Raw genomic sequence first — 21,233 nt, 5'->3', positions numbered from 1 at the left:
CGGGTTGTCGTCAACGAGCGGCCTCCGCGCGCGCTACGGTTGATCCCCCGGTCGGCAGACGCAAGAGGTGGGGGCAGAGCAGCCCGATGGCACATGGCGTGGTGCAGGTCACGAACCCGAGCAGTTCGCGGTGGCGCCGCCGCACAGGTGAGTACGGCACCGTGGCGGCCGCCCTGGAGGCGGCGGGCGACGGCGACGTGCTGTCGGTGTCCCCCGGCACCTACCGGGAGAATCTGGTGATCGACCAGGCGGTCACCCTGCGCTGCGCGGAGGGGCCTGGCACCGTCCGTATCGCGCCGGCCTCCGGCGTGGCGCTGACCGTACGCGCGGCGGCCGGCGTGCACGACCTGCTGGTCGAGGGCCAGGACAGCACCGCCGCCGCCCTGCTGGTGGAGGCCTGCGCCCCGGAGCTGACGGGCCTGCGGATCAGCACCCGCTCCGCGGTCGGCCTCGAAGTGCGGGACGGCGCGCGCCCGACGGTGCGGCGCTGCACGGTCGACAACCCGGCGGGTCTCGGCATCAGCGTGCTGGACGAGGCGGGCGGCCTCTTCGAGGACTGCGAGGTGGTCTCGGCCGGCCAGAGCGGTGTCTCGGTGCGCGGCGGCGGCAGCCCCCGGCTGGAGCGGTGCCGGGTGCACCACGCCTCGGGCTCGGGTCTGTCCGTCACCGGCGAGCACAGTTCGATCGAGGCGCTGGGCTGCGAGATCTACGAGATCCACGGGACCGGGGTGCATCTGTCGCAGCGGGCGTCGGGGCACCTCACCGACTGCCAGGTGCACCGCAGCACCGGCGACGGCGTCTCGCTCGACACCGACGCGGTGCTGGCGATGTCCGACTGCGACATCCACGACATCCCGGAGAACGCGGTGGACCTGCGGGCCCGCTCGGTGCTGACGCTGACCCGCTCCGCCGTCCGCCGCTTCGGCCGCAACGGCCTGTCGGTGTGGGACCCGGGGACCAGGGCCGACGCCAACCAGTGCGAGATCCACGACAGCACCGGCGACTACCCGGCGGTGTGGGTCAGCGACGGCGCGGTGGCGATACTGGACGCCTGCCGGGTGCACGACGTGCCGGACGCGCTGTTCGTCCTGGACCGCGGCTCCCGCGCGGACGTCGTGGACAGCGACTTCACGCAGATCCGCAACACGGCGGTGTCGGTCAGCGACGGCGCCAACGTCCAGCTGGACGACTGCCGGATCAAGGAGGCCGCGACCGGCGCCTGGTTCCGCGACCACGGCAGCGGCGGCACGTTCGCGCAGGTGACCATAGACGACATCGCGACCGGCGTGATCGTCACCAAGGGCGCGGACCCCGCGCTCGACCGCTGCACGGTCACCAACGCCACCGAGTCGGGCATCTACGTGTCGGCCGAGGGCCGCGGCACCTTCACCGGTTGCCGGGTGACCGGCAGCAAGGGCTACGGCTTCCACGTCATCGACGGCTGCAGGTCCACGCTGACCCGCTGCCGTACCGAGCGCTGCGCGCGCGGCGGTTACGAGTTCGCCGAGCCCGGCCCGGTCACCGAGGGCTGCACCAGCGACCGTACCGCCGAGCCGGAACCCGCCCCCGCGCCCGTCCCGATGCCCGCCGCACCCGACCGGCAGCCCGCGGCGCAGTCGTACGGCCTGCTCGGCGGGGTGCCGCAACAGCGCCCCGCGGAGGCCGAGACGGCGGTCGTGCCGGCGGCCAGGGAGAGCGACGAGGTGCTCGGCGAACTGGACGCCCTGGTCGGCCTGGACAGCGTCAAGCGCGAGGTGCGCACCCTGATCGACATGATCGCGGTGGGCCGTCGCCGCCAGCAGGCCGGGCTCAAGGCGCCGTCCCCGCGCCGGCACCTGGTCTTCACCGGCTCCCCAGGCACTGGCAAGACGACGGTGGCCCGGCTGTACGGCGAGATCCTGGCCTCGCTCGACGTGCTGGAGCGCGGCCATCTGGTGGAGGTGGCCAGGGTCGACCTGGTCGGCGAGCACATCGGGTCCACCGCGATCCGGACCCAGGAGGCCTTCGAACGGGCGCGCGGCGGGGTGCTGTTCATCGACGAGGCCTACGCGCTGGCGCCGGAGGACGCCGGGCGGGACTTCGGCAGGGAGGCCATCGACACCCTGGTGAAGCTGATGGAGGACCACCGGGACGCGGTGGTGGTGATCGTGGCCGGCTACACCGCGGAGATGGAGCGCTTCCTGGCGTCGAACCCGGGTGTGGCGTCGCGTTTCTCGCGGACGATCACCTTCGGCGACTACACCTCGGAGGAGCTGCTGAGCATCGTGGAGTCGCAGGCCACCGAGCACGAGTACCGGCTGGGCGAGGACGCGGGCGACGCGCTGCTCAAGTACTTCACCGCGCTCCCCAAGGGCCCGGCCTTCGGCAACGGCAGGGCGGCCCGGCAGACGTTCGAGGCGATGGTGGAGCGGCACGCGATGCGGCTCGCCCACGTCGCCGAGCCGACCCACGACGAGCTGCAGCTGCTCTACCCGGAGGATCTGCCGGAACTGCCCTGAGCGGTGGCGGCCCCGCCGCCGGACGGACGCTGCGACCCGCGGCCCGGCATACACCGCACGGCGCGGTGCGTGGAAGGATGAGCGCAGCGCGCCGGCAGACGGCATCGCACACAACGAGACGGACGATACGAGGTCACGGGTGAGCGACAACCAGAACCTCCTCGCGGAGCAGCGCCGTGCACTGATCCTGGACGAGGTACGCCGGCGTGGCGGGGTCCGCGTCAACGAGCTGACCCGCAGGCTCAACGTCTCGGACATGACCGTGCGCCGCGACCTGGACGCACTGGCCCGGCAGGGCGTGGTCGAGAAGGTGCACGGCGGCGCCGTGCCGGTGGTCGAGGCGAGCAGCCACGAGCCGGGCTTCGAGGCGAAGTCCGGGCTGGAGCTGGGCGCCAAGGAGGCGATCGCGACGGCGGCGGCCGCGCTGGTCCCGCCGGGCAGCGCGATCGCCCTGGCCGGCGGCACGACCGCCTACGCGCTGGCGCACCATCTGCTGGACGTCCCCGACCTGACCGTGGTCACCAACTCGGTGCGGGTCGCCGACGTCTTCCAGTCCGGCCAGCGCCGGGCCGGCGCGAACCACGCGGAGGCGACGGCCACCGTGGTGATCACCGGCGGGGTGCGTACGCCCTCGGAGACGCTGGTCGGCCCGGTGGCCGACCGGGCCATCCAGGCACTGCACTTCGACCTGCTCTTCCTCGGCGTGCACGGCATCTCGGTGGAGGCGGGCCTGTCCACGCCGAATCTGGCGGAGGCCGAGACGAACCGGCACTTCGTGCGCTCCGCGCGCCGGGTGGTGGTGATCGCCGACCACACCAAGTGGGGCACCGTCGGCCTGAGTTCCTTCGCCGCCCTGGAGGACGTGGACACCTTGGTGACCGACGCCGGCATCCCCGAGGTGCTCAGGGCCGAGATCTCCGAGCACCTGTCGGACCTGATCGTGGCGGGCGAACCCACGGAGGGCTGACGCCCGAGCTCCCGGAGTGGTCGGCCGAGGCACGAGGCCGCCCGCGCAGGGAACGAGGAGGAAGACCGACCGACAAACACGCCAGCTGACGCCTGGGCGGCCTCTGCTCAGTACGGCAGGGCGTCAGTGCGTCATCCAGGACCAGGCGCGGCCCGGGGCCAGGACGAGGAGGACCACCGCGACCACCGCGACGATGCCGGCCAGGGCGCGGAGGCGGCGGACCGTGGGCGACATGGGGGGCCGGGGCGGGGGGTTGTCGGGGCGCCAGGCGGCGGCGGCCTGGGAGGGGGTGTGCGGCGGCTGCGGGCGGCGGCGCACCCAGCGGCGCGGCTCCGCCTCCGCGGCCCGCTCGTCCTCCTCTCGCAGCCGGCGGGCGACGATCCTGGCGCGGGCGGATGGCTCCTTGGGGGCGGTGGCCCGTATCGCACGCTCCGAGTCGTTGGCGAACTGCTCCCATACGTCGTCGGGCAGCGACGGCTCCTCGGCCGCGGGTGAGGGTTCGGTGGTCACGGTCTGCGCTCTCGTCCCGTCCAGGCAGGCCGGGGCGGCGAGCTGCACGCGGTCCCCCACCGGCGAATCGATACTTCCCGCCACTTCTACCTGCCGCGCACCGCACGTGACAAGTACGGTCCCAGCCGTACCTGGCTGCTTCAGCGGTATTCGGCGAGCCGCGGACGTACGCCGAGCAGCACCAGCACCGCGGCCAGGCCGAGCGCCCCTGCGGGGATCGCGGGCCAGCCGTCGAGCGCGTGCCGGGCGTCGCCGGCGTGGGTCGTGAAGTCGTCCAGCTGCCGGCCCGCGAGGACGTCGAGGGTGGTCGCGAAGTCCCAGAAGTCGAAGGCGACGTCCCCGCGGCCGACCTCGGTGAGCACCGCCGCGGCCTCCTCGGTGCGGCCGGCCCGCTTCAGCGCCCGCAACCTGTCGTCGTCAGCGCGGAAGTGGCCGTAGCGGGCCAGCACGTCCTGGTAGGCGGGGCGCTCGGCGGCGGTGGCGTAGCCGTCGGGCGTCAGCAGGGCGTCGAGCCGCTTGGTGAGGGCGTCGAACTGCCGCTGGTCGGCGGCGCCGAACGCCGAGTCGTGCACGAACCAGCGGCTCTCGGTCGCGGCTGCCTGCGCGGCGACCGCGCGGGCCTCGGCCAGCCTGGTCCACGGCCGCAGTCCCTGCTCCCCCGCGGTGTTCACGGCGCCGGCGGTGGCGGTCAGCGCGAGCCCGCCGGCCAGCGCGACGACCAGGGCGGCGGCGGTCGCCGCCAGCAGCGCCGGGTTGAACCGCCTGCGGTAGTCGCGGGCCATCTGCCACTGCCACCACAGCAGCAGCGCGACCGTGGCCAGGCCGAGACCGCCGACCGCCAGACCCCAGCGGAGCGCCGCGTCGTGGGCGGCGGTCCGCTGCGCGTCGGCCTGCCGCTGGTAGGCCGCGGACAGGGCGTCGGCGGCGGGCAGCAGCTGGTCGTGCATGATGTCGCCCGCCTGGACGTTCAGGGCCACCGCGAAACGCGGCGGGTGGCCGGCGACCTGGTCGGGGTCCTGCTCGGCGACGTAGGCGGCGCGGCCGCTGAGGTCGTCGTAGCGGCCGAGGCCGTCGAGCAGCTGCGCCACCCGCGCGCCCTGGTCCCGGTCGGCGCCCAGCTGCCTGAGCAGGTCGCTGACGTGGGCGCGGCGCTGCTGTGCGGTGATCAGGGCGTTGAGCTGGTTGCCGACGATGACGTCCCGGTCGGTGGCGGAGCGGCCGGGCGCGAGGGTGTCGGCACGCTGGGCGTCGAGGTCGGCGAGCTCGAAGCGCAGCTGCGCGGCAGCCGCGGCGCGGTCGCCGACGGTGGTGCCGAGCCGTCCGGCGGCGTGCCGTACCGCCACCGCGCCCAGCACGGCGACCGCGCACAGCGCGCCGAGGACCAGCAGCGCGGTGACCGTGCGAAGGCCGAGCCGCCGGGGGCCGGCCGCCAGCGGCCGCGGGCGGCGCGGCCGGTACGCCTCGGGCCGCGGCGCCGGGGCGGTGGCGGCCCCCGCCGCGGCCGTGACCTCCTGCGCCGGCGGGGCCGTCTGAGACGTCGTCATGATGCGAAGCTAGGCGCGCACCGCGAAACGCGGGTGACCCGGGGGCGACCGCCGGGTGTCCTGGCCGTAACAGAACTGCCGCGAAGCCGGTGTGGGCGGCGGCGGTTGACGGCCGGTCAGGTGCCTTCCGCGGGCGGGTCCTGCGGCGGCTCGGGCTGCCACAGCGGGTGTTCCTCGCGCGCCCACCAGCGCGGTACGTATCCCGTACGCAGCCCGCGCCGCGCCTCGGGGTCCTTGCTGGCGAACCAGACGTGCCCGGTGATCACGGCGGCGAAGCCGAGGGCGAGCCAGTCGTGCACGAACGTCGATCCGGTGCGCCACACCAGCGGCGAGAGCCGCGGGAACCACATCAGCAGCCCGGTGCCTGCCATGATCAGCAGCGCGCCGGTGGCGAAGGCCGCGTAGAGCTTCTGGCCCGCGTTGAACTTCCCCGCCAGGCTCGGCTCCCGCCTGCGCCGGCGCAGGGCGACCCGCAGCCAGCGCCAGTCGTGCGGGAAGAAGCGGCCCAGCCGGCCGAGGTCGCGGCGGAAGGCACGGGAGACCAGCCCGAGCAGCACCGGCACGGGGACGGCGATCCCGGAGTATTCGTGCAGGGTCACCACGGTCCTGCGGCGGCCGACGATCTCGGCGAGCGGCGGGAAGTACAGGCAGGCGCCGGTGAAGACGCAGATCCCCAGCAGCCAGCTCACCGAGCGGTGCACCCAGCTCTCGGCGCGGGTGAAGCGGCGCAGTCCGGTCGGCACCGGGGCGTCATGACGTGGGGTCATCGCCGCGGCCGTTCGACTTGCCGACCCAGGCGTCCACGTCGTAGCCGTAGCGCTCCCAGTAGCCGGTCTCCACGTCCTTGGTCACGGTGATGCCGGACAGCCATTTCGCGGACTTGTAGAAGTACATCGGCGCCGCGTAGAGCCGGACGGGGCCGCCGTGCGCGGCGGTGACCGGCTTGTCGTTCATGGTGAGGGCGACCAGGATGTCGGCGCGGCGGGCCTGGTCGAGGGTCAGGCTCTCGCTGTAGACGCCGTCGAAGCAGGTGAAGTGGATCGCGGTGCCGCCGGCCCGTACCCCGGCCGCGTCCAGCAGCGTGGACAGCCGGACCCCCGAGAAGGCGGTCTTCGGCACCCGCCAGCCCGTGACGCACTGCACGTCGCGCACCAACCGGGTCTGCGGCAGGGCGCGCAGGTCGGCGAGGCGGTAGCCGGCCGGCTTGTCGACCAGGCCGCCGACGGTCAGCCGGTAGTCGCTCTCGCCGCGGTGCGGGATGGAGTTGGACACCGAGTAGAAGCGGAATCCGCCGCCGCCGGGCAGCAGTCCCGTCACGCCCGTGGGGTCCTCGGCGCTGACCGAGGCCAGCAGGGAGTCCAGCTTGCCCTGGACGGCGCCGCCGACGCCCACGCCGACCGCGCCGAGCCCGAGCATGCCGAGCACCACCCGCCGTCCGACGGGTGCGCCCCGTCCCTCCTCCGAAGGCCCGGGCGGGAGGGTGGGGGGCTTCTCCGGTGCCCTCACCGGTGGCGTGCGGTCGTCCATGGATCGATTCGAGCACGCCTGAGCCCATCTGACCAGGGCCAGTCCTGCGACGTCAGAATTCCGTCACATCTTCGGTGCCGCCGGGGCCGGTGTGACCTGCCGTACGGTCGCGAGCAGGGCGGCCAGCGCCTCGTTGAAGACGGCGGGGCGTTCCAGGTTGGGCAGATGCCCTGCGCCCTCGATGACGGCGAGCCGGGCGCCGGGGATGCGGCGGTGCAGGAACTCGGCGTCGGCGACGGGGGTGAAGACGTCCTCCCTGCCGACCACGATGAGGGTTGGCACGGCGACGGCCGGCAGCATGGCGGTGTAGTCGGGGCGCTGCGCGCGCCCGCGCAGCGCGGCGGCGGCGCCCTCGGGGGGTGCGGCGAGCATCATGCGCAGCACGTGCCCGGCCACTTCCGGCAGGTTCGCGACCGTCGCAGGCGAGACCATGGAGTCCAGGACCTGGTGCGCGTAGCCCGCCATGCCGTCCCGCAGCAGCTGGTCGGCGCGCTCGTTGCGTTCCTGCCTGCCCTGGTCGGTCTCGGCCTGCGCGAAGGTGTCGGCGAGGACGAGGCCGGCGACCCGGTCGGGGAAGAGCCGGTGGAACTCCAGCACGATCTGCCCGCCCATCGACAGCCCGCACAGCACCGCCCGCTCCACGTCCAGCCGGTCGAGCAGCGCCGCGAGGTCGCGGGCGAAGGTGTCGAGCGGGGTCACGCCGGGGACGACCTGGCTGCCGCCGTAGCCGCGCAGGTCGGGGGTGATCACCCGGTGGCCGGGCGCCGCGTGCTGCTGCGGGCGCCACATGGTGCGGTCGAAGGGGTGGCCGTGCACCAGCAGCAGCGCCTCACCGCCGCCGCCCGTGTCGTCGTAGCTCATGCTGACGCCGTTGACCAGAGCAGTGCTCACCTGCGGTTTCCCCCTCTTCAGGCCGACGTCCCGATGCTAGGTGCGGAGCATTCACGAGGGCAATGACCGGATTTGATCTCGGTGCAATAAGCTCGCGTGGGCAGGACCTGACGGCGGGGGCGGGGACATGGCGCGGGACTTCAGGCGGGCCGCCGACGCGGTGGCGGCACAGATCAGCGCGGGGCGGCTGCGGCCGGGCGACCGGCTGCCGACGCAGCGGGCGTTCGCGCGGCGGCACGGGATCGCCGAGTCCACGGCGAGCCGGGTCTACGCCGAACTGGCCCGCCGCGGCCTGGTCACCGGCGAGGTGGGCCGCGGCACTTTCGTACGGGCCGCCGCGCCCGCGGCGGACCCGGCCCTCGCGGAACCCACCGCGGCACGGGTGGATCTGGAGCTCAACTACCCGGTCACCGCCGGACAGTCGGAGCTGCTCGCCGCCGGGCTCGCCCGGCTGGGCAGGCCCGACGTGCTGGCCGCGGCGCTGCGCCCGTCCGGCGCCGCGGGCACGCCGGCGGCCCGTGCGGCGGTCGCGGGGCTGCTCGGCGGGCCCTGCTGGGCGCCGGACCCGGAGGCCGTGCTCTTCGCAGGCAACGGCAGGCAGGCCGTCGCGGCCGCCCTCGCGGCGCTGCTGCGGCCGGGCGGACGGCTGGGCGTCGAGGCGCTGACGTATCCGGTGGTCAAGGCCGTCGCCGCCCGGCTGGGCATCACCCTGGTGCCGCTGGAGTGCGACGGGGACGGCCTGCTGCCCGGTGCGCTGCTCGCCGCGCACCGCGCGGCACCGCTGGGCGGCGTCTACCTCCAGCCGACCCTGCACAATCCGCTGGGCGTCACGATGCCGGGCCCGCGCCGGGCCCAACTGGCCGCAACCCTCTCGGAGGCCGGGCTCACCGCGGTGGAGGACGCGATCTGGTCCTTCCTGCGCGAGGACGCGCCGCCGCCGCTCGCGGCCTACGCGCCCGAGCGGGTGATCCTGGTGGACAGCACCTCCAAGCGGCTCGCGCCGGGCCTGACGGTGGGCTTTGCCGTCGCCCCGCCCGGGCTGCGCCCCGCGGTGAGCGCCGCGCTGCGCTCCGGCGGCTGGGCGAGCGCCGGCTACGCCCTTGCCGCGGCGACCGGTTGGCTGACCGACGGCACCGCCACGACGATCGCCGCCGCCAAGCGGGCCGACGCGCGCCACCGGCAGCAGATCGCGGCGGAAGCCCTGGCCGGCCTGGCGACGAGGTCCGGGCCGGGATCGTACTTCTGCTGGTGGGAGCTGCCCGCCCCGTGGCGTGCCGACACCTTCGTGGCCGCCGCCGCCCGGCACGGCATCGCGGTCACGCCGGCCGCGTCCTTCGTGGTGGGGCCGCACCGCACGCCGGCCGCCGTCCGGATGGGGCTCGCCTCACCCCCGCCGCCGGTGCTGCGCCGCGCACTGGCCACGCTGGCGGACCTGGCACGGACCGGCCCCGACGATGTCGCGCCGGAGTAAGGACCCCGCCGGTCGGCGGTGCGGCCCGGCGTCCCCGAATTCCGCGTCGGCCCGCGGCGGGCGGCGAAAGGCCTGGTCCCGGCCGTCCTACGCGACGAGTTGCGAGATTCGCCACATCGGGTGACGCTGATATCGCATCACGGAGTGTCGTAGCAGTCACTCTACGCATTTTCGCTCAGGTGTTCCCATCGGAGCGGCGCAAGGCGGAACCCCGCATGTGCGAGGCCCGGCCCAGCCGCGGAGGGAGTCGCAGCCGTGATCATGCAAGCCGATCAGACCGACAGGACCGACCCGACCCACCGAACCGAACGCGAGTGCACTCTCGAACTCGAAGCGCACCCGTACCGGATCCAGCAGATCCGCCGCATCGTGTCCGCGCAGCTGCGCTACTGGCGCCTCGATCCGCTGGTCGAAGCCGCCGCGAGCGCCACCAGCGAGCTGCTGGCGAACGTGCACCGGCACGCCAAGCCGGACAAGAAGTGCGGTGTACGGCTGACCCTCGCCGGCGACCGCCTCACCGTGGCCGTCACCGACCACGACCCGCGACTGCCGCAACTGCGGCCGGTGGAGCCGATGGCCACCACCGGGCGGGGTCTGACGATGGTCGAGGCGATGAGCGACAGCTGGGGCACCGACCTGCTGCCGGAGGAGACGGGCAAGGTCGTGTGGTTCGTCCTGCGCACCCCGCTCGCGGTGCCGACGCTCCTTCCGCTGCGGACGGCCCGGCCCTTCGAGCGAGCGCTGCCCGAGCCCGAGCCGGTCGCCGAGCCGATCGCCGTCGCCGCTGCGGCCTGACCGCCGCACCTGCGGCGCGTTCGCCGAAGCCACCCGCAAGCAGACTGCGGGCCGGGCGCCGCCTCCCTGTCAGGGAGGCGGCGCCCGGCCGTGCGGACAGCGGTCACTCGGTCGCGATGGCCCGCAGGATGTCCAGCCGCGCCGCACGCCTGGCCGGGCGCCAGCCGGCCAGCACGCCTGCGGCGACACCCACGAGCAGCACCACGGTCAGCGGCAGCGGCGGGATCGCGAAGGCGCCGGTGGCCGAGCCGTCGGTGGCCTTGACCAGGGCCCAGCCGAGGAAGGTGCCGAGCCCCAGGCCGCCCGCGGTGCCGAAGGCCGCCACCACGACCGACTCCCAGCGCACCATCGCCCGCAGCTGGCCGCGGGTCTGCCCGACCGCGCGCAACAGGCCAAGCTCCCGGGTCCGTTCGTGCACCGCGAGAGTGAGGGTGTTGGCGATGCCGAGCAGCGCGATCAGCACGGCGAGCACCAGCAGGGCGTAGATCAGGGTGAGGAAGGTGTCGACCCCTGCGGCCGACGACGTGGCGTACTCGCTCCTGGTCTGCACGTCGGGCGACCCGAAGGCCTTCACCGCCCTGGTGACCGCCGCCTTGCCCGCGGAAGTGGACACGCCGTCCCTGAAGCCGATGGCGACGAGCGTGTCCTTGTCCTGGACCCGGTGCGGCTCCCAGGCGGCCCGGGTGATCAGGTAGTCGCCGGCCAGGCCGGCCTGGCCGTAGACCGCGCCGACGGTGAGGGTCACCCGATCGCCGTCGGAGAAGGTGAGCCGCACGGTGCTGCCGGTGGTCAGGCCGCGCCGGTCCGCCTCGTCCTCGGACACCGCGATGGCACCGGTGCCGAGACCGGTGAGCGAGCCGCGCACCGCACCGAGGTCGAGCAGCCGGGACAGCGCCGCCGGGTCGGTGACCGTGAGCCTGCGCCCCGCGCCGTCCACCTCGGCGACGCCGCTGCCGAGGCCGACCGCGTCCTGGACCTCGGGCAGCCTCGCCACCGCCGGGGCGAGTTCGGGGCTCAGGCCGCTGCCGCCGGCGCCGTAGAGCTGGGCGCTGATGGCGACGTCACCGGCGAAGGAGCGGTCCGCGGTCTGGTGCAGCGTCGCCTTCATCGAGGCGCCGAGGACCGTGAAGAGCGACACCACGGCCACCCCGATCATCAGCGCGGTGGCGGTGGCCGCGGTTCGCTTGGGGCTGCGCAGCGCGTTGCGGCGGGCCAGCGAGCCCGTCACCCCGCGCAGCCGGCCGACCGGCGCGCCCAGCACCCGCACCGCGACCGAGGAGGCGACCGGGCCGAGCACCACGAAGGCCGCGAGTGTCAGGACCGCGCCCAGCGCGGTGAGCGGCAGGCTGGGGCCCGCCGTGGCCCCGGCGGCGGTCAGGGCGACCCCCGCGACGGCGGTGCCCAGCCCGGCGGCCGCCCGGCGGCGGGACGCGCCCGAGGCGTCGGTGGCGCTCTCCCGCAGCGCGGCGAGCGGCGCGGTGCGGCCCGCACGGACGGCGGGCGCCACCGCCGAGCCGACGCACACCAGCAGGCCCACGGCCGGCGGCAGGGCCATGGCCGGCGCGTGGATCCGCAACGCGCCCTCCGGGAAGGGGAAGCCGACCGCCGGGAAGAGCGCCTGCAGCCCGGCCGCGATCCCGATGCCGCCGAGCAGCCCGGCGAGCGAGGCCAGTACGCCCACGGCGGCGGCCTCGGCCATCGTCGAGCCGAGCACCTGGCGCCGGGTCGCGCCCAGCGCCCGCAGCAGGGCGTTCTCCCGGGTGCGCTGGGCCACCACGATCGCGAAGGTGTTGTGGATGCTGAAGGTGGCCACCAGCAGGGCGATGCCCGCGAAGACCGTCAGCAGGGTGGTGAAGATGTCCAGGAAGGCGCCCGAGGTGGCCTGCTGGGTATCGTCGCTCGCCCGGGTGCCGGTGATCGCCTCGTAGCGCGCGGGCAGCACCCGGGCGACCCGCGCGGTGAGCTGCTCCTGGCTCAGCCCGGATCCCGCCCTGACCTTGATGGTGGTGGCCCTGCCGGGCTCGGGCATCAGATACCGCTCGGCGTCGGCCCTTGTCATACCGGCGTACGTGGTCTGGCCCTCGCCGTCCTCGCTGCCGAAGGTGGCGACGCCCACCACGGTGACGTGCACCGGGTCAGGGGTGCGCAGCAGCGTGCGGTCGCCGAGCTTCAGGCCGCCCTTGGTCGCCGCGCCGCGGTTGATGACGATCTCGCCCGGCGCGCTGGGCGCGTGGCCCCGCACGAGCTTGTACGGGTTCAGGTCGGGTTCGTCGATCCAGTTGCCCGCGACGGTGGGGCCCCTGGTGTCCAGGGACTTGCCGTCGGCCTTGACCAGCTCGCCCGCGCCCTCGATGTCGGGGGCGACGGCCGCGACACCGGGCACCTGCCGGATGGCGTCGATCAGGCCGGTGGGCACCGGCTCGCGGATGCCCTGCCCGAGACCCGGCGCCTTGATCTCGTCGGCGCCCCGCACGACGGTGTCCGTACCGCTGTTGGCGTCGGCGAAGAGCCTGCCGAAGCTGGCCCGCAGCGTGTCGCCCGTCACCATGGTGCCGGCCAGGAAGGCGACGCCGAGGAAGACGGCGACGAAGGTGCCGGCGAAGCGGCGCTTGTGGGCGCGCAGCCCCGCGAGCCCGAGGCGCAGCGACGCCCGGCCCGCGCCGGTCGCGGTACTCACGACGACGCCCCTCCCCCGGCGGCCGGGCGGCCGTCGAAGGCCTTCATCCGGTCGAGCACCAGGCCCGCGGTGGGCGCGGCCATCAGGTCCACGAGCCGGCCGTCGGCGAGGAAGACCACCTCGTCGGCGTGGGCGGCCGCGACCGGGTCGTGGGTGACCATCACCACGGTGCGGCCCATGTCGTGCACCGCCCGGCCGAGCAGGTCGAGGACCTCGCCGCCGGAGCGCGAGTCCAGGTTGCCGGTCGGCTCGTCGGCGAAGACCACCTCGGGCCGGCCGGCGAGCGCCCTGGCCACGGCGACCCGCTGCTGCTGGCCGCCGGACAGCTCGCCGGGGCGGTGCCGCAGCCGGTCGCGCAGCCCGACGACGTCGATCAGCGCGTCCACCCACTCGGCGTCGGGGCGCCTGCCCGCGAGGTCGAGCGGCAGGGTGACGTTCTCCGCGACGGTCAGCGTCGGGACCAGGTTGAAGGACTGGAAGACGAAGCCGATCCGCTCCCTGCGCAGCAGCGTCAGCTGCCGGTCGCCGAGCGAGCCCAGCTCGGTGTCGCCGATCCACGCGGTGCCCGAGGTGAGCGAGTCCAGGCCGGCGGCGCAGTGCATCAGGGTGGACTTGCCGGAGCCGGAAGGCCCCATGATCGCGGTGAAGCGGCCGGCCGGGAAGCCCACCGTCACGCCGTCGAGGGCCCGTACGGCCGTGTCGCCGGTGCCGTACACCTTGGCCGCGTCCACGACCCGGGCCGCGGTGCCGCTGCCTGGACCGGGGCCGCCGTCGCCCTCGCGCTGGCGCTCGCTGCCGGAGCCGTTGCCGTTGCCTTTGTCGGGGCCTTTGTCGGGCCCCGCGCTCCCGTGAGGCGCCGTCACCTCCTTCACAGCGCGCCGCCCTTGCCGCCGCGGGGGCCGCGCGGGTCACGGGCGAAGTGCTCCTCGAGCACTGACATCCGGCGCCAGTATTCCTCCTCGTCGATCTCGCCGGCCGCGAACCGCCGCCCCAGCACCGCCATCGGGCTGTGCTCGCCGGTCGCCGCCGACCTGACCTGCCACGGCCCGCCACGGCCGCGCCACACCGTGCGGCGCAACACGGTGACCACGGCGGCCACCGCGAACACCCAGATCAGCGGGAAGAACAGGATCCACGGGCCGGGCCCGCCGTCATGCCAAGCCAGGGTGTTCATCGTCCGTCATCTCCTCGGTCGTGCCGGGTTCTCCCGACACCACGAGCCTGGCTTCCCCCGCCGCCGAAATCGTCGTACGGCCAGCGGCAGCGGGGCTGCTCCGCGGGGAGTACCCGACGGCCCGCGGACTGCGCCCGCCGCGCCGGCCGGCGGCGGGCGGGACCCGGGGAGGAGGGCGGGCGTGACCGGCCGCCCGGGGCGGAGGGCGGACGACGGCCGGCCGGAGCGCCCGTCCGTCCCGCGCGGCCGGTCAGCCGCCGAGCGCCGCCAGCGGGTCGTCGAGCACCGGCTGCCAGGCCAACTCGGCAGCGCCGACAAGGCTGTTGTGGTCGAGGGCGCAGGCCAGCACCGGTACGCCGCCGCTGCGGCCCCACAGGCTGTGGTCGGCGACCACCGCGCGCAGCGCCTCGGGGTCGGCGTCCAGCAGATGGCGGTGCAGGCCGCCGAGCAGGATCAGGTCGGGGTTGAGCACGTTGACCATCCCGGCCAGCCCCCGGCCGAGCCGGTCGATCAGCATGTGCGCCGCGGCCTTGACGGCCGGGTCGGCGTACTCCGTGCTGAGCAGGTCGCGGCACTGTTCGAGCAGCGACACCTCCGGCCCCGGCACCCGGCCCGCCGCTTCGAGGAAGGCCAGCGGGTCCGCCTCGACGTCGAGGCAGCCGCGGCTGCCGCAGTGGCAGGGGCGCCCGTCCGGCTGCACGGTGAGGTGGCCGACCTCCAGCGCGAGCCCCGAACTGCCGGTGTGCAGGCGGCCGTCGAGCACCAGCGCGCCGCCGACCCCGCGGTGCCCCGAGGCGACCACCAGCAGGTGCTGCGCGCCGCGACCGGCGCCGTGCCGGTGCTCGGCCAGCGCGGCCACGTTGACGTCGTTGCCGACGAAGGACGCGACCGGCTCCCCGTCGGGGCCGAGAATGCCCACCCGGGCGATCTGGCTCGCGAAGACCTCCCGCACCGGGGCGCCCGCGGGCCAGGCCAGGTGCAGCGGGTTGAGCGCGGTGCCCTCGGGCTCCGCCACGGCGGACGGCACCGCGAGGCCCGCCCCGACGCACACCCGCCCGGACTCGCGCAGCAGTCCGGTACCGGCCTCCACGACCGCGCCCAGCACGTGCGCGGGATCGGCGGGTACGGTCATGTTGCCGGCACTGGTGGCCACGATCTCCCCGCCGAGCCCGACGAGCGCGGCCCGGAAGCCGTCCGCGTGCACCTGCGCGGCGAGCACGACCGGTCCCCCGGGCGCCACGTCGAGCCGGTGCGAGGGCCGGCCCTGCGCCCCGGACGGGCCGCTCGGCCGGGTGTCCACCCGGATCAGCCCCAGTGCCTCGAGCTCCGCGGCGACCGCGCCCGCGGTCGCGCGGGTCACGCCCAGTTCAGCGGTGAGCAGTGCGCGGGTCGCCGCGCGGCCGGTGTGCACCAGGGAGAGCGCGGGACCGAGTGCGCCGCGACCCCGCTCAAGCCTTGTCCGAATCTGTGTCACCCCCCTATTCTGACTTTGTGCCGACGCTAAACAAAATAGGGACGGCCCTGGGCCGATCCCACCACACTCCCGCCACCGACCCCGCCCTGCGCCGCCTGCGCATCGCCCTCACCGTCTTCTTCGCCGTCGACGGCTTCCTCTTCGCCGGCTGGGTGGTCCGCATCCCCGCCATCAAAGCCCAGGTCGGCGCGTCCGCGGGCCAGCTGGGACTGGCGCTGCTCGGCGTGTCCGCGGGCGCGGTGGCGACGATGGTGCTCACTGGCCGGCTGTGCCGCCGCTTCGGCAGCGACCGCGTCACCGTGGCCACCGCCGTCGTGCTCTCGCTGAGCATCGCCCTGCCGCCACGGACGCACTCGGCACTCGCGCTCGGCCTGGTCCTGCTGGTGTTCGGCGTATCGTACGGCGGTCTGAACGTCGCCATGAACAGCGCCGCCGTCGAGCTGGTCGCCGCGCTGCGCCGCCCGGTGATGTCCAGCTTCCACGCCGCCTACAGCCTCGGAGGTCTGATCGGTGCCGGGCTGGGCGGACTGCTGGCACCCCATCTGTCGGCGGCCACACATCTGCTGGTGCTCACGGCGGTCGGCCTGCTCACCGTCTGCTTGGCCGGACCCGTACTGCTGTCCCACCCGATCGGGGTACCGCGGGAGCGCGTCGCGGCAACCGAGCCGGCGGCGCCGGTTCCCGGATCCGCCGCCGTGCCCGACCGCGTGCGGCGCACCGGGCCGCTGGTCGCCGTCTTCGGCCTGATCGCGGCCTGCACGTCATACGGTGAGGGCGCGCTGGCCGAATGGGGGCCGCTGCACATCCAGCAGGACCTGCACGGCGGCCCGGGGATCGCAGCCGCCGGATACGCGGCGGTGGCCGCCGCCATGACACTGGGCCGCCTGTCGGGCACCGCACTGCTGGAACGGCTCGGCCAGACCCGGGTGCTGGTGCTCGGCGGCCTCACCGCGGCCGCGGGCATGCTGCTCGGCGCACTCGCGCCGGTGATCCCGCTGGTGATCCTGGGTTTCGCGCTCACCGGCCTCGGCCTGGCCAACAGCTTCCCGACCACCATCGCCAGGGCGGGCGCGCTGACCGGGCCCAGCGGTGTGGCCGCCGCGTCCACGCTCGGCTACGGGGGAATGCTGCTCGGGCCGCCGTCGATCGGCTTCCTCACCGACGCGGTGGGCCTGCCGATCGCGCTGACCACGGTCTCAGGGCTGGCGGCGGTCGCGGCGGCGATCGCCTACGCCGTGCGCAACACCGGCCGTCAGGGCTGACGCGGCCACAGCGAAATACGCGAGGTCACCCGCGAAGGAGGCTCACACTTCGGCGGGCTTGGCGAGCATCCGCTCCAGGACGGCACGGTGGCCGGGGCGGGCCTGCTCGAAACGCCGGCGGCCGTCGTCGGTGATCCCCACATAGACACCGCGGCGGTCCTCGCTGCAGATGCCGCGGTCGACGAGGCCTTCCTTCTCCAGCCTGGCGACCAGCCGGGACAGCGCGCTCTGGCTGAGGTGCACCCGGTCGGCCAGTTCCTGCACACGGAAGGTGCAGCTGCCGTCCTCCGGGTCGCCCGCGAGGACGTCGAGCACTTCGAAATCGCTCGCGCAGAGCCCGTACTGATGGAGCTCCCGGTCGAGTTCGCACGCGGTCCGCGCGTGGATGGCAAGGATCTCCCGCCACTCGCGCTCAAGCGCCCGCTCACTCCTGTCCACGGCCATGTTCGCAGGGTAGCAGGAAACGGACCCTGATGCATGGACATTAAATGCACTTGCATCAGATGCGCGTGCATGTAATCTACCGACCATGACCTCTCCGTCTCCCACCGTCCCCCGTACCGAGGAGCGTTGGAGCGCCCTGCAGTGGGGCACGCTCTTCGTGCTCTGCGGCGCGCTCTTCCTCGACGCGCTCGACGTCTCGATGGTCGGCGTGGCGCTCCCGTCGATCGGCGACGACCTCGACCTGTCCACCAACTCGCTGCAGTGGGTCGTCAGCGGCTACATCCTCGGCTACGGCGGCCTGCTGCTGCTCGGCGGCCGGGCGGCCGACCTGCTCGGCAGGCGCCGCGTCTTCCTGATCGCGCTCGGCGTGTTCGCCGTCGCCTCGCTGCTCGGCGGCCTCGTCGACTCGGGCTCGCTGCTGATCGCCACCCGCTTCATCAAGGGCCTGAGCGCCGCCTTCACCGCGCCGGCCGGCCTGTCCATCATCACCACCACCTTCGCCGAGGGCCCGATCCGCAACCGCGCCCTGACCATCTACTCCAGCTGCGGCGCCACCGGCTTCTCGATGGGCCTGGTGCTCTCCGGCTTCCTCACCGAGGCGGGCTGGCGCTGGACGATGCTGCTGCCCGCGCCCGTCGCGCTGATCGCGCTGATCGCCGGCCTCAAGCTGATCCCCAGGACCCCGAGGGAGAGCACGGAGGGCAGAGGCTACGACCTGCCCGGCACCTTCACCGGCACCGCCTCGATGCTGCTGCTGGTGTTCACCGTGGTCTCGGCGTCCAGCGCCGGCTGGGCCTCGGCCCGCACGCTCGGGTCCTTCGGCGCTGTCGCGGCGCTGCTGGTCGCGTTCGTCGCCATCGAGCACCGCTCGTCCCACCCGCTCATCCGGCTGGCCGTGCTCCGCTCCTCCCACCAGGTCCGCGCCAACCTCGGCGGCGCCACCTTCTTCGGCTCGTACATCGGCTTCCAGTTCCTGGTCACGCAGTACCTGCAGAACGTGCTCGGCTACAGCGCCATGCAGACCGCGCTCGCCTTCCTGCCCGCGGGCTCGCTGGTCGCCATCCTGTCCACCCGGATGGGACCGATCGTCGACAAGTTCGGCACCCCGCGGGTGATCGCGGCCGGCTTCGCGTCGCTGGTTGCCGGCTACGCGCTCTTCCTGCGGATTGACCTGCACCCCGGCTACGCCGCCGTCATCCTCCCGTCGATGCTGCTGCTCGGCGCGGCCTTCGCGCTGGCCTTCCCCTCGCTCAACATCCAGGCCACCAACGGCGTCAGGAACGAGGAGCAGGGCATGGTCTCCGGCCTGCTCAACACCTCCTTCCAGGTCGGCGGCGCGATCTTCCTCGCCGTCGTCACCGCGGTGGTCACCGCCCACACCGACGGCCACGGCGGCGGCAAGCAGGCGGTGCTCGACAGCTACCGGCCGGCCCTGTGGGTGGTCACCGGCATCGGCGTGGCGGGTCTGCTGCTCACACTGTCGGGGCTGCGCACCCGGCGGCCCTCGTACGGGATCCTCGTCGCGTCCTCGGCCGAGGACGAGGCGCGGCGGGCCGCGCAGAGCGACGGCGGCACACCGGTGGCCGCGGTCGCGCCTGCCGCTGCCTCGCCCGCCTCGCCGTCCGTGACGCCCTCCGGGGCCGGAGGCACGGACCGCACGACCGAGTGACCACGCGCCCGCGGGCGCGCCTCCCGCGCCGGCCCGGCCCCGTACGTTCCTCGTACGGGGCCGGGCCGCCGGCGCACGGGCGCGGGTGGTCGGCTCCGCGATACGGGCGCGGCCGGCGGTGGGCTGCGGGGCTCGGCGGGACGGGGTCAGCCGAGCCAGCCGGGGCGTACCAGCCCGGACTCGTAGGCCATCACGACCAGTTGGGCCCGGTCGCGGGCGCCGAGCTTGACCATGGCCCGGCTGACGTGGGTCTTCGCGGTGAGCGGGCTGACCACCAGGCGGCGGGCGATCTCGTCGTTGGACAGGCCGATGCCGACCAGGGCCATCACCTCGCGTTCACGGTCGGTGAGCTGGTCCAGGGCGCTCACCACCGCCGGCTCCTTGGAGCGGGCGGCGAATTCGGCGATCAGCCGGCGGGTGACACCGGGCGAGAGCAGCGCGTCGCCGCCCACCACGGCGCGGACCGCCCGCAGCAGTTCGGCCGGCTCGGTGTCCTTGACCAGGAAACCGGAGGCTCCGGAGCGGATCGCCTCGAAGACGTACTCGTCCAGCTCGAAGGTGGTCAGGACGACCACCTTCACCGCTTCGAGGCCGGCGTCCTCGGTGATGCGGCGGGTGGCGGCCAGGCCGTCCATCACCGGCATGCGGATGTCCATCAGCACCGCGTCCGGACGCAGTTCACGCACCGCGTGCAGCGCCTGCTGCCCGTCGGCCGCCTCGCCGACGACCTCGATGTCGCTCTGCGCGTCCAGCAGCGCCCGGAATCCCGCCCGCACCAGCACCTGGTCGTCGGCCAGCACAACTCGGATCATGGACGCTCCTCAGCGGCGGTCATGCCGGCCGCGGGATCCGCGCTGCCGCGGTCCCGCCCGGTGACAGGGGGGCCACCCTGGTCGGGCCCGGGGGTGCCGTGAGCCCGCCGGGCTCCGGGGGCGCGGTCGTGGCAGGCCGGATCGGCGGCCGGGGAGGGCTCGCCGAGACCGGCGGCCGGGGCGGCGTCGGGTACTGACGTCGGTTCCGGGTCCGCGAGGGGGCGACCGGGCGGGTGGTCCGACGGGGCGTTCGGACCGGGCTCGCCACCGGCTGCCGGGCCGGGCCGGAGGGGAGGCAGCGGGGCGCCGAGGGGCAGCCGGGCGCGTACGCGGAAGCCGCCGTCGGGGCGCGGCCCGGCCTCGACCGTGCCGCCCAGCGCGGCAGCGCGTTCGCGCATGCCGACCAGCCCGTTGCCGCCGCCGCTGTCGCCGCTGGCCACCGCCGGCCCGTCGTCGTCCACCTGGACCTCGACGCAGCCGGGCAGGTGGCCGAGCCGGATCCGCGCGGCGCGCGAACCGGAGTGCCGCACGATGTTGGTCATCGCCTCCTGGACGATACGGAAGGCGGCCAGGTCGGCGCCCGGGGCCAGCGGGACCGGGTCGCCCTCGACGGTCACCTCGGCGTGCAGTCCCGCGGCGGCGGCCTGCTCCAGCAGTTCGGGGAGCCGGTCGAGGCCGGGCGCCGGAGCTCGCGGCGCCTCGCCGGGTGCCCGCAGCGTGCTGAGCACCTGCCGCACCTCACCCAGCGCCTCCTTGCTCGCCGCCTTGATGGTGGTCAGCGCGGTGCGGGCCTGCTCCGGCCGCTCGTCGATCAGCTCCAGTGCGACTCCGGCCTGCACGTTGATCACCGAGATGCTGTGCGCCAGCACGTCGTGCAGCTCGCGGGCGATCCGCATCCGCTCCTCGTCCACCCGGCGGCGCTCTTCCTCGGCCCGCTCCCACCGCTCCCTGGCGACCTGCTGGCGCCGCACCCGGAAGAGCTCCGCCCCTGCCAGCACCGCCAGCAGCCAGGCCGCGGCACCCGACAGCTCCTGCCAGGACGTCCGGCCGTCGCCGGAGGGCGGCAGCCAGCGGTAGAGCCACTCCCCGACCAGCGCGTGGGCGGCGAACGCGCTGCCGGCCACGATCAGCACCGCTCGGCGGTGTCCGGCGGCCACCGCGCTGAAGGCGGCCACCACCAGGCTGGCGAAGACCGGCCCGTAGGGATACCCCAGAACGACGTAGAGCACCGTCACCACGGCGGTGCCCGCGGCCACCGCGACCGGACGGCGGCGGCGCAGCAGGAGCAGGGCCGGGCCCGCGAGCAGCAGCAGACAGCCGAGCCAGTCCAGGTCGACGCGTAGGGTCTGATGCCGCCCGGCCACGCTGGAGCCGACCACCTGGACGAAGGCCAGGGCCAGCGCGGGCACCCAGAGCGAGGGCCGTCCACGGTGGCCCCGGCCTGCGGGGAAGCTCCCCTGCTGCGGCCCCGGCTGCACCTCGTACGTCATGCGTCCACGCTAGACCGCTGCCCGCGGC

18 protein-coding genes are annotated in these 21,233 nt (G+C 74.6%); 6 read left to right on the top strand and 12 right to left on the bottom strand.

Features of this window, described 5'->3' with window-relative positions:
* The first annotated feature begins 86 nt into the window (after window positions 1-86).
* Window positions 87-2,498, top strand: coding sequence for a right-handed parallel beta-helix repeat-containing protein (locus OG702_RS32415; RefSeq protein WP_327292516.1), 2,412 nt, complete (start codon window positions 87-89; stop codon window positions 2,496-2,498).
* Between the two features lie 139 nt (window positions 2,499-2,637).
* Window positions 2,638-3,465 carry a DeoR/GlpR family DNA-binding transcription regulator gene (locus OG702_RS32410; RefSeq protein ID WP_327292515.1) on the top strand — a complete coding sequence of 276 codons (828 nt, stop codon included), beginning with the start codon at window positions 2,638-2,640 and terminating at the stop codon, window positions 3,463-3,465.
* A gap of 123 nt (window positions 3,466-3,588) precedes the next feature.
* Here OG702_RS32410 and OG702_RS32405 read toward each other — a convergent pair whose 3' ends face one another.
* From OG702_RS32405 to OG702_RS32385, 5 genes are all read right to left on the bottom strand, one after another.
* Complete coding sequence (locus tag OG702_RS32405; protein ID WP_327292514.1) at window positions 3,589-4,035, bottom strand: hypothetical protein; 447 nt, start codon at window positions 4,033-4,035, stop codon at window positions 3,589-3,591.
* A gap of 80 nt (window positions 4,036-4,115) precedes the next feature.
* Window positions 4,116-5,519, bottom strand: coding sequence for a hypothetical protein (locus OG702_RS32400; protein ID WP_327292513.1), 1,404 nt, complete (start codon window positions 5,517-5,519; stop codon window positions 4,116-4,118).
* Between the two features lie 116 nt (window positions 5,520-5,635).
* Window positions 5,636-6,286, bottom strand: coding sequence for a cytochrome b/b6 domain-containing protein (locus OG702_RS32395; protein ID WP_327292512.1), 651 nt, complete (start codon window positions 6,284-6,286; stop codon window positions 5,636-5,638).
* Entirely contained in the window at window positions 6,270-7,046 is a 777-nt protein-coding gene (locus OG702_RS32390) for a molybdopterin-dependent oxidoreductase (protein WP_327292511.1), read from the bottom strand. Before OG702_RS32390 ends, OG702_RS32395 begins: the two co-directional genes overlap by 17 nt.
* Window positions 7,047-7,109: 63 nt before the next feature.
* On the bottom strand, window positions 7,110-7,937 hold the full coding sequence (locus tag OG702_RS32385; protein WP_442814651.1) for an alpha/beta fold hydrolase: 828 nt from the start codon (window positions 7,935-7,937) through the stop codon (window positions 7,110-7,112).
* 127 nt (window positions 7,938-8,064) lie between these two features.
* Between OG702_RS32385 and OG702_RS32380 the strand changes: the two genes are divergently transcribed.
* Both OG702_RS32380 and OG702_RS32375 read left to right on the top strand, forming a co-directional pair.
* A complete protein-coding gene (locus OG702_RS32380) occupies window positions 8,065-9,408 on the top strand; it encodes an aminotransferase-like domain-containing protein (RefSeq protein ID WP_327292510.1) in 1,344 nt (447 codons plus the stop codon).
* 261 nt (window positions 9,409-9,669) lie between these two features.
* A complete protein-coding gene (locus OG702_RS32375; protein WP_327293449.1) occupies window positions 9,670-10,203 on the top strand; it encodes an ATP-binding protein in 534 nt (177 codons plus the stop codon).
* Between the two features lie 103 nt (window positions 10,204-10,306).
* Here the strand turns inward: OG702_RS32375 and OG702_RS32370 are convergent, their stop codons facing one another.
* The 4 genes from OG702_RS32370 to OG702_RS32355 form a co-directional block, all read right to left on the bottom strand.
* Window positions 10,307-12,880 carry an ABC transporter permease gene (locus tag OG702_RS32370; RefSeq protein ID WP_327292509.1) on the bottom strand — a complete coding sequence of 858 codons (2,574 nt, stop codon included), beginning with the start codon at window positions 12,878-12,880 and terminating at the stop codon, window positions 10,307-10,309.
* Window positions 12,877-13,611, bottom strand: coding sequence for an ABC transporter ATP-binding protein (locus OG702_RS32365; RefSeq protein WP_327293448.1), 735 nt, complete (start codon window positions 13,609-13,611; stop codon window positions 12,877-12,879). Before OG702_RS32365 ends, OG702_RS32370 begins: the two co-directional genes overlap by 4 nt.
* A gap of 137 nt (window positions 13,612-13,748) precedes the next feature.
* Entirely contained in the window at window positions 13,749-14,054 is a 306-nt protein-coding gene (locus OG702_RS32360; RefSeq protein WP_327292508.1) for an SHOCT domain-containing protein, read from the bottom strand.
* 250 nt (window positions 14,055-14,304) lie between these two features.
* Window positions 14,305-15,528 (bottom strand): ROK family protein, encoded by a 1,224-nt coding sequence (locus OG702_RS32355; protein WP_327292507.1) that lies wholly within the window; start codon window positions 15,526-15,528, stop codon window positions 14,305-14,307.
* Window positions 15,529-15,545: 17 nt separating this feature from the next.
* Here OG702_RS32355 and OG702_RS32350 point away from each other — a divergent pair, with 17 nt between their 5' ends.
* Window positions 15,546-16,790, top strand: a complete 1,245-nt coding sequence (locus tag OG702_RS32350) for an MFS transporter (protein ID WP_327292506.1) — start codon at window positions 15,546-15,548, stop codon at window positions 16,788-16,790.
* A 42-nt stretch (window positions 16,791-16,832) separates the two neighbouring features.
* On the opposite strand, the gene OG702_RS32345 is transcribed toward OG702_RS32350, so the two are convergent.
* Window positions 16,833-17,234 carry a MarR family winged helix-turn-helix transcriptional regulator gene (locus tag OG702_RS32345; RefSeq protein ID WP_327292505.1) on the bottom strand — a complete coding sequence of 134 codons (402 nt, stop codon included), beginning with the start codon at window positions 17,232-17,234 and terminating at the stop codon, window positions 16,833-16,835.
* Window positions 17,235-17,319: 85 nt separating this feature from the next.
* On the opposite strand from OG702_RS32345, the gene OG702_RS32340 reads away from it, so the two are divergent.
* Window positions 17,320-18,903 (top strand): MFS transporter, encoded by a 1,584-nt coding sequence (locus OG702_RS32340; protein WP_327292504.1) that lies wholly within the window; start codon window positions 17,320-17,322, stop codon window positions 18,901-18,903.
* 146 nt (window positions 18,904-19,049) lie between these two features.
* On the opposite strand, the gene OG702_RS32335 is transcribed toward OG702_RS32340, so the two are convergent.
* Window positions 19,050-19,715, bottom strand: a complete 666-nt coding sequence (locus OG702_RS32335; RefSeq protein WP_327292503.1) for a response regulator transcription factor — start codon at window positions 19,713-19,715, stop codon at window positions 19,050-19,052.
* The gene (locus tag OG702_RS32330; protein ID WP_442814649.1) at window positions 19,712-21,205 is read right to left on the bottom strand and encodes a histidine kinase; all 1,494 of its coding nucleotides are present in this window, start codon (window positions 21,203-21,205) and stop codon (window positions 19,712-19,714) included. The genes OG702_RS32335 and OG702_RS32330 overlap by 4 nt, the downstream gene beginning before the upstream one ends.
* Window positions 21,206-21,233 lie beyond the last annotated feature (28 nt).

Source organism: Streptomyces sp. NBC_01198 (assembly GCF_036010485.1).
Classification (GTDB): Bacteria; Actinomycetota; Actinomycetes; order Streptomycetales; family Streptomycetaceae; genus Actinacidiphila.
Note: the sequence above shows the minus strand (reverse complement) of the source record. Positions and strands in the feature narration are given on the sequence as shown.

Bases quoted from the DNA above. Each gene is read 5' to 3' on its own strand.
- OG702_RS32415 (WP_327292516.1), top strand. From the start codon at position 87: ATGGCACATGGCGTGGTGCAGGTCACGAACCCGAGCAGTTCGCGGTGG.
- OG702_RS32400 (WP_327292513.1), bottom strand. From the start codon at position 5,519: ATGACGACGTCTCAGACGGCCCCGCCGGCGCAGGAGGTCACGGCCGCG.
- OG702_RS32395 (WP_327292512.1), bottom strand. From the start codon at position 6,286: ATGACCCCACGTCATGACGCCCCGGTGCCGACCGGACTGCGCCGCTTC.
- OG702_RS32390 (WP_327292511.1), bottom strand. From the start codon at position 7,046: ATGGACGACCGCACGCCACCGGTGAGGGCACCGGAGAAGCCCCCCACC.
- OG702_RS32380 (WP_327292510.1), top strand. From the start codon at position 8,065: ATGGCGCGGGACTTCAGGCGGGCCGCCGACGCGGTGGCGGCACAGATC.
- OG702_RS32375 (WP_327293449.1), top strand. From the start codon at position 9,670: ATGCAAGCCGATCAGACCGACAGGACCGACCCGACCCACCGAACCGAA.
- OG702_RS32360 (WP_327292508.1), bottom strand. From the start codon at position 14,054: ATGAACACCCTGGCTTGGCATGACGGCGGGCCCGGCCCGTGGATCCTG.
- OG702_RS32345 (WP_327292505.1), bottom strand. From the start codon at position 17,234: ATGGCCGTGGACAGGAGTGAGCGGGCGCTTGAGCGCGAGTGGCGGGAG.
- OG702_RS32340 (WP_327292504.1), top strand. From the start codon at position 17,320: ATGACCTCTCCGTCTCCCACCGTCCCCCGTACCGAGGAGCGTTGGAGC.
- OG702_RS32335 (WP_327292503.1), bottom strand. From the start codon at position 19,715: ATGATCCGAGTTGTGCTGGCCGACGACCAGGTGCTGGTGCGGGCGGGA.
- OG702_RS32330 (WP_442814649.1), bottom strand. From the start codon at position 21,205: ATGACGTACGAGGTGCAGCCGGGGCCGCAGCAGGGGAGCTTCCCCGCA.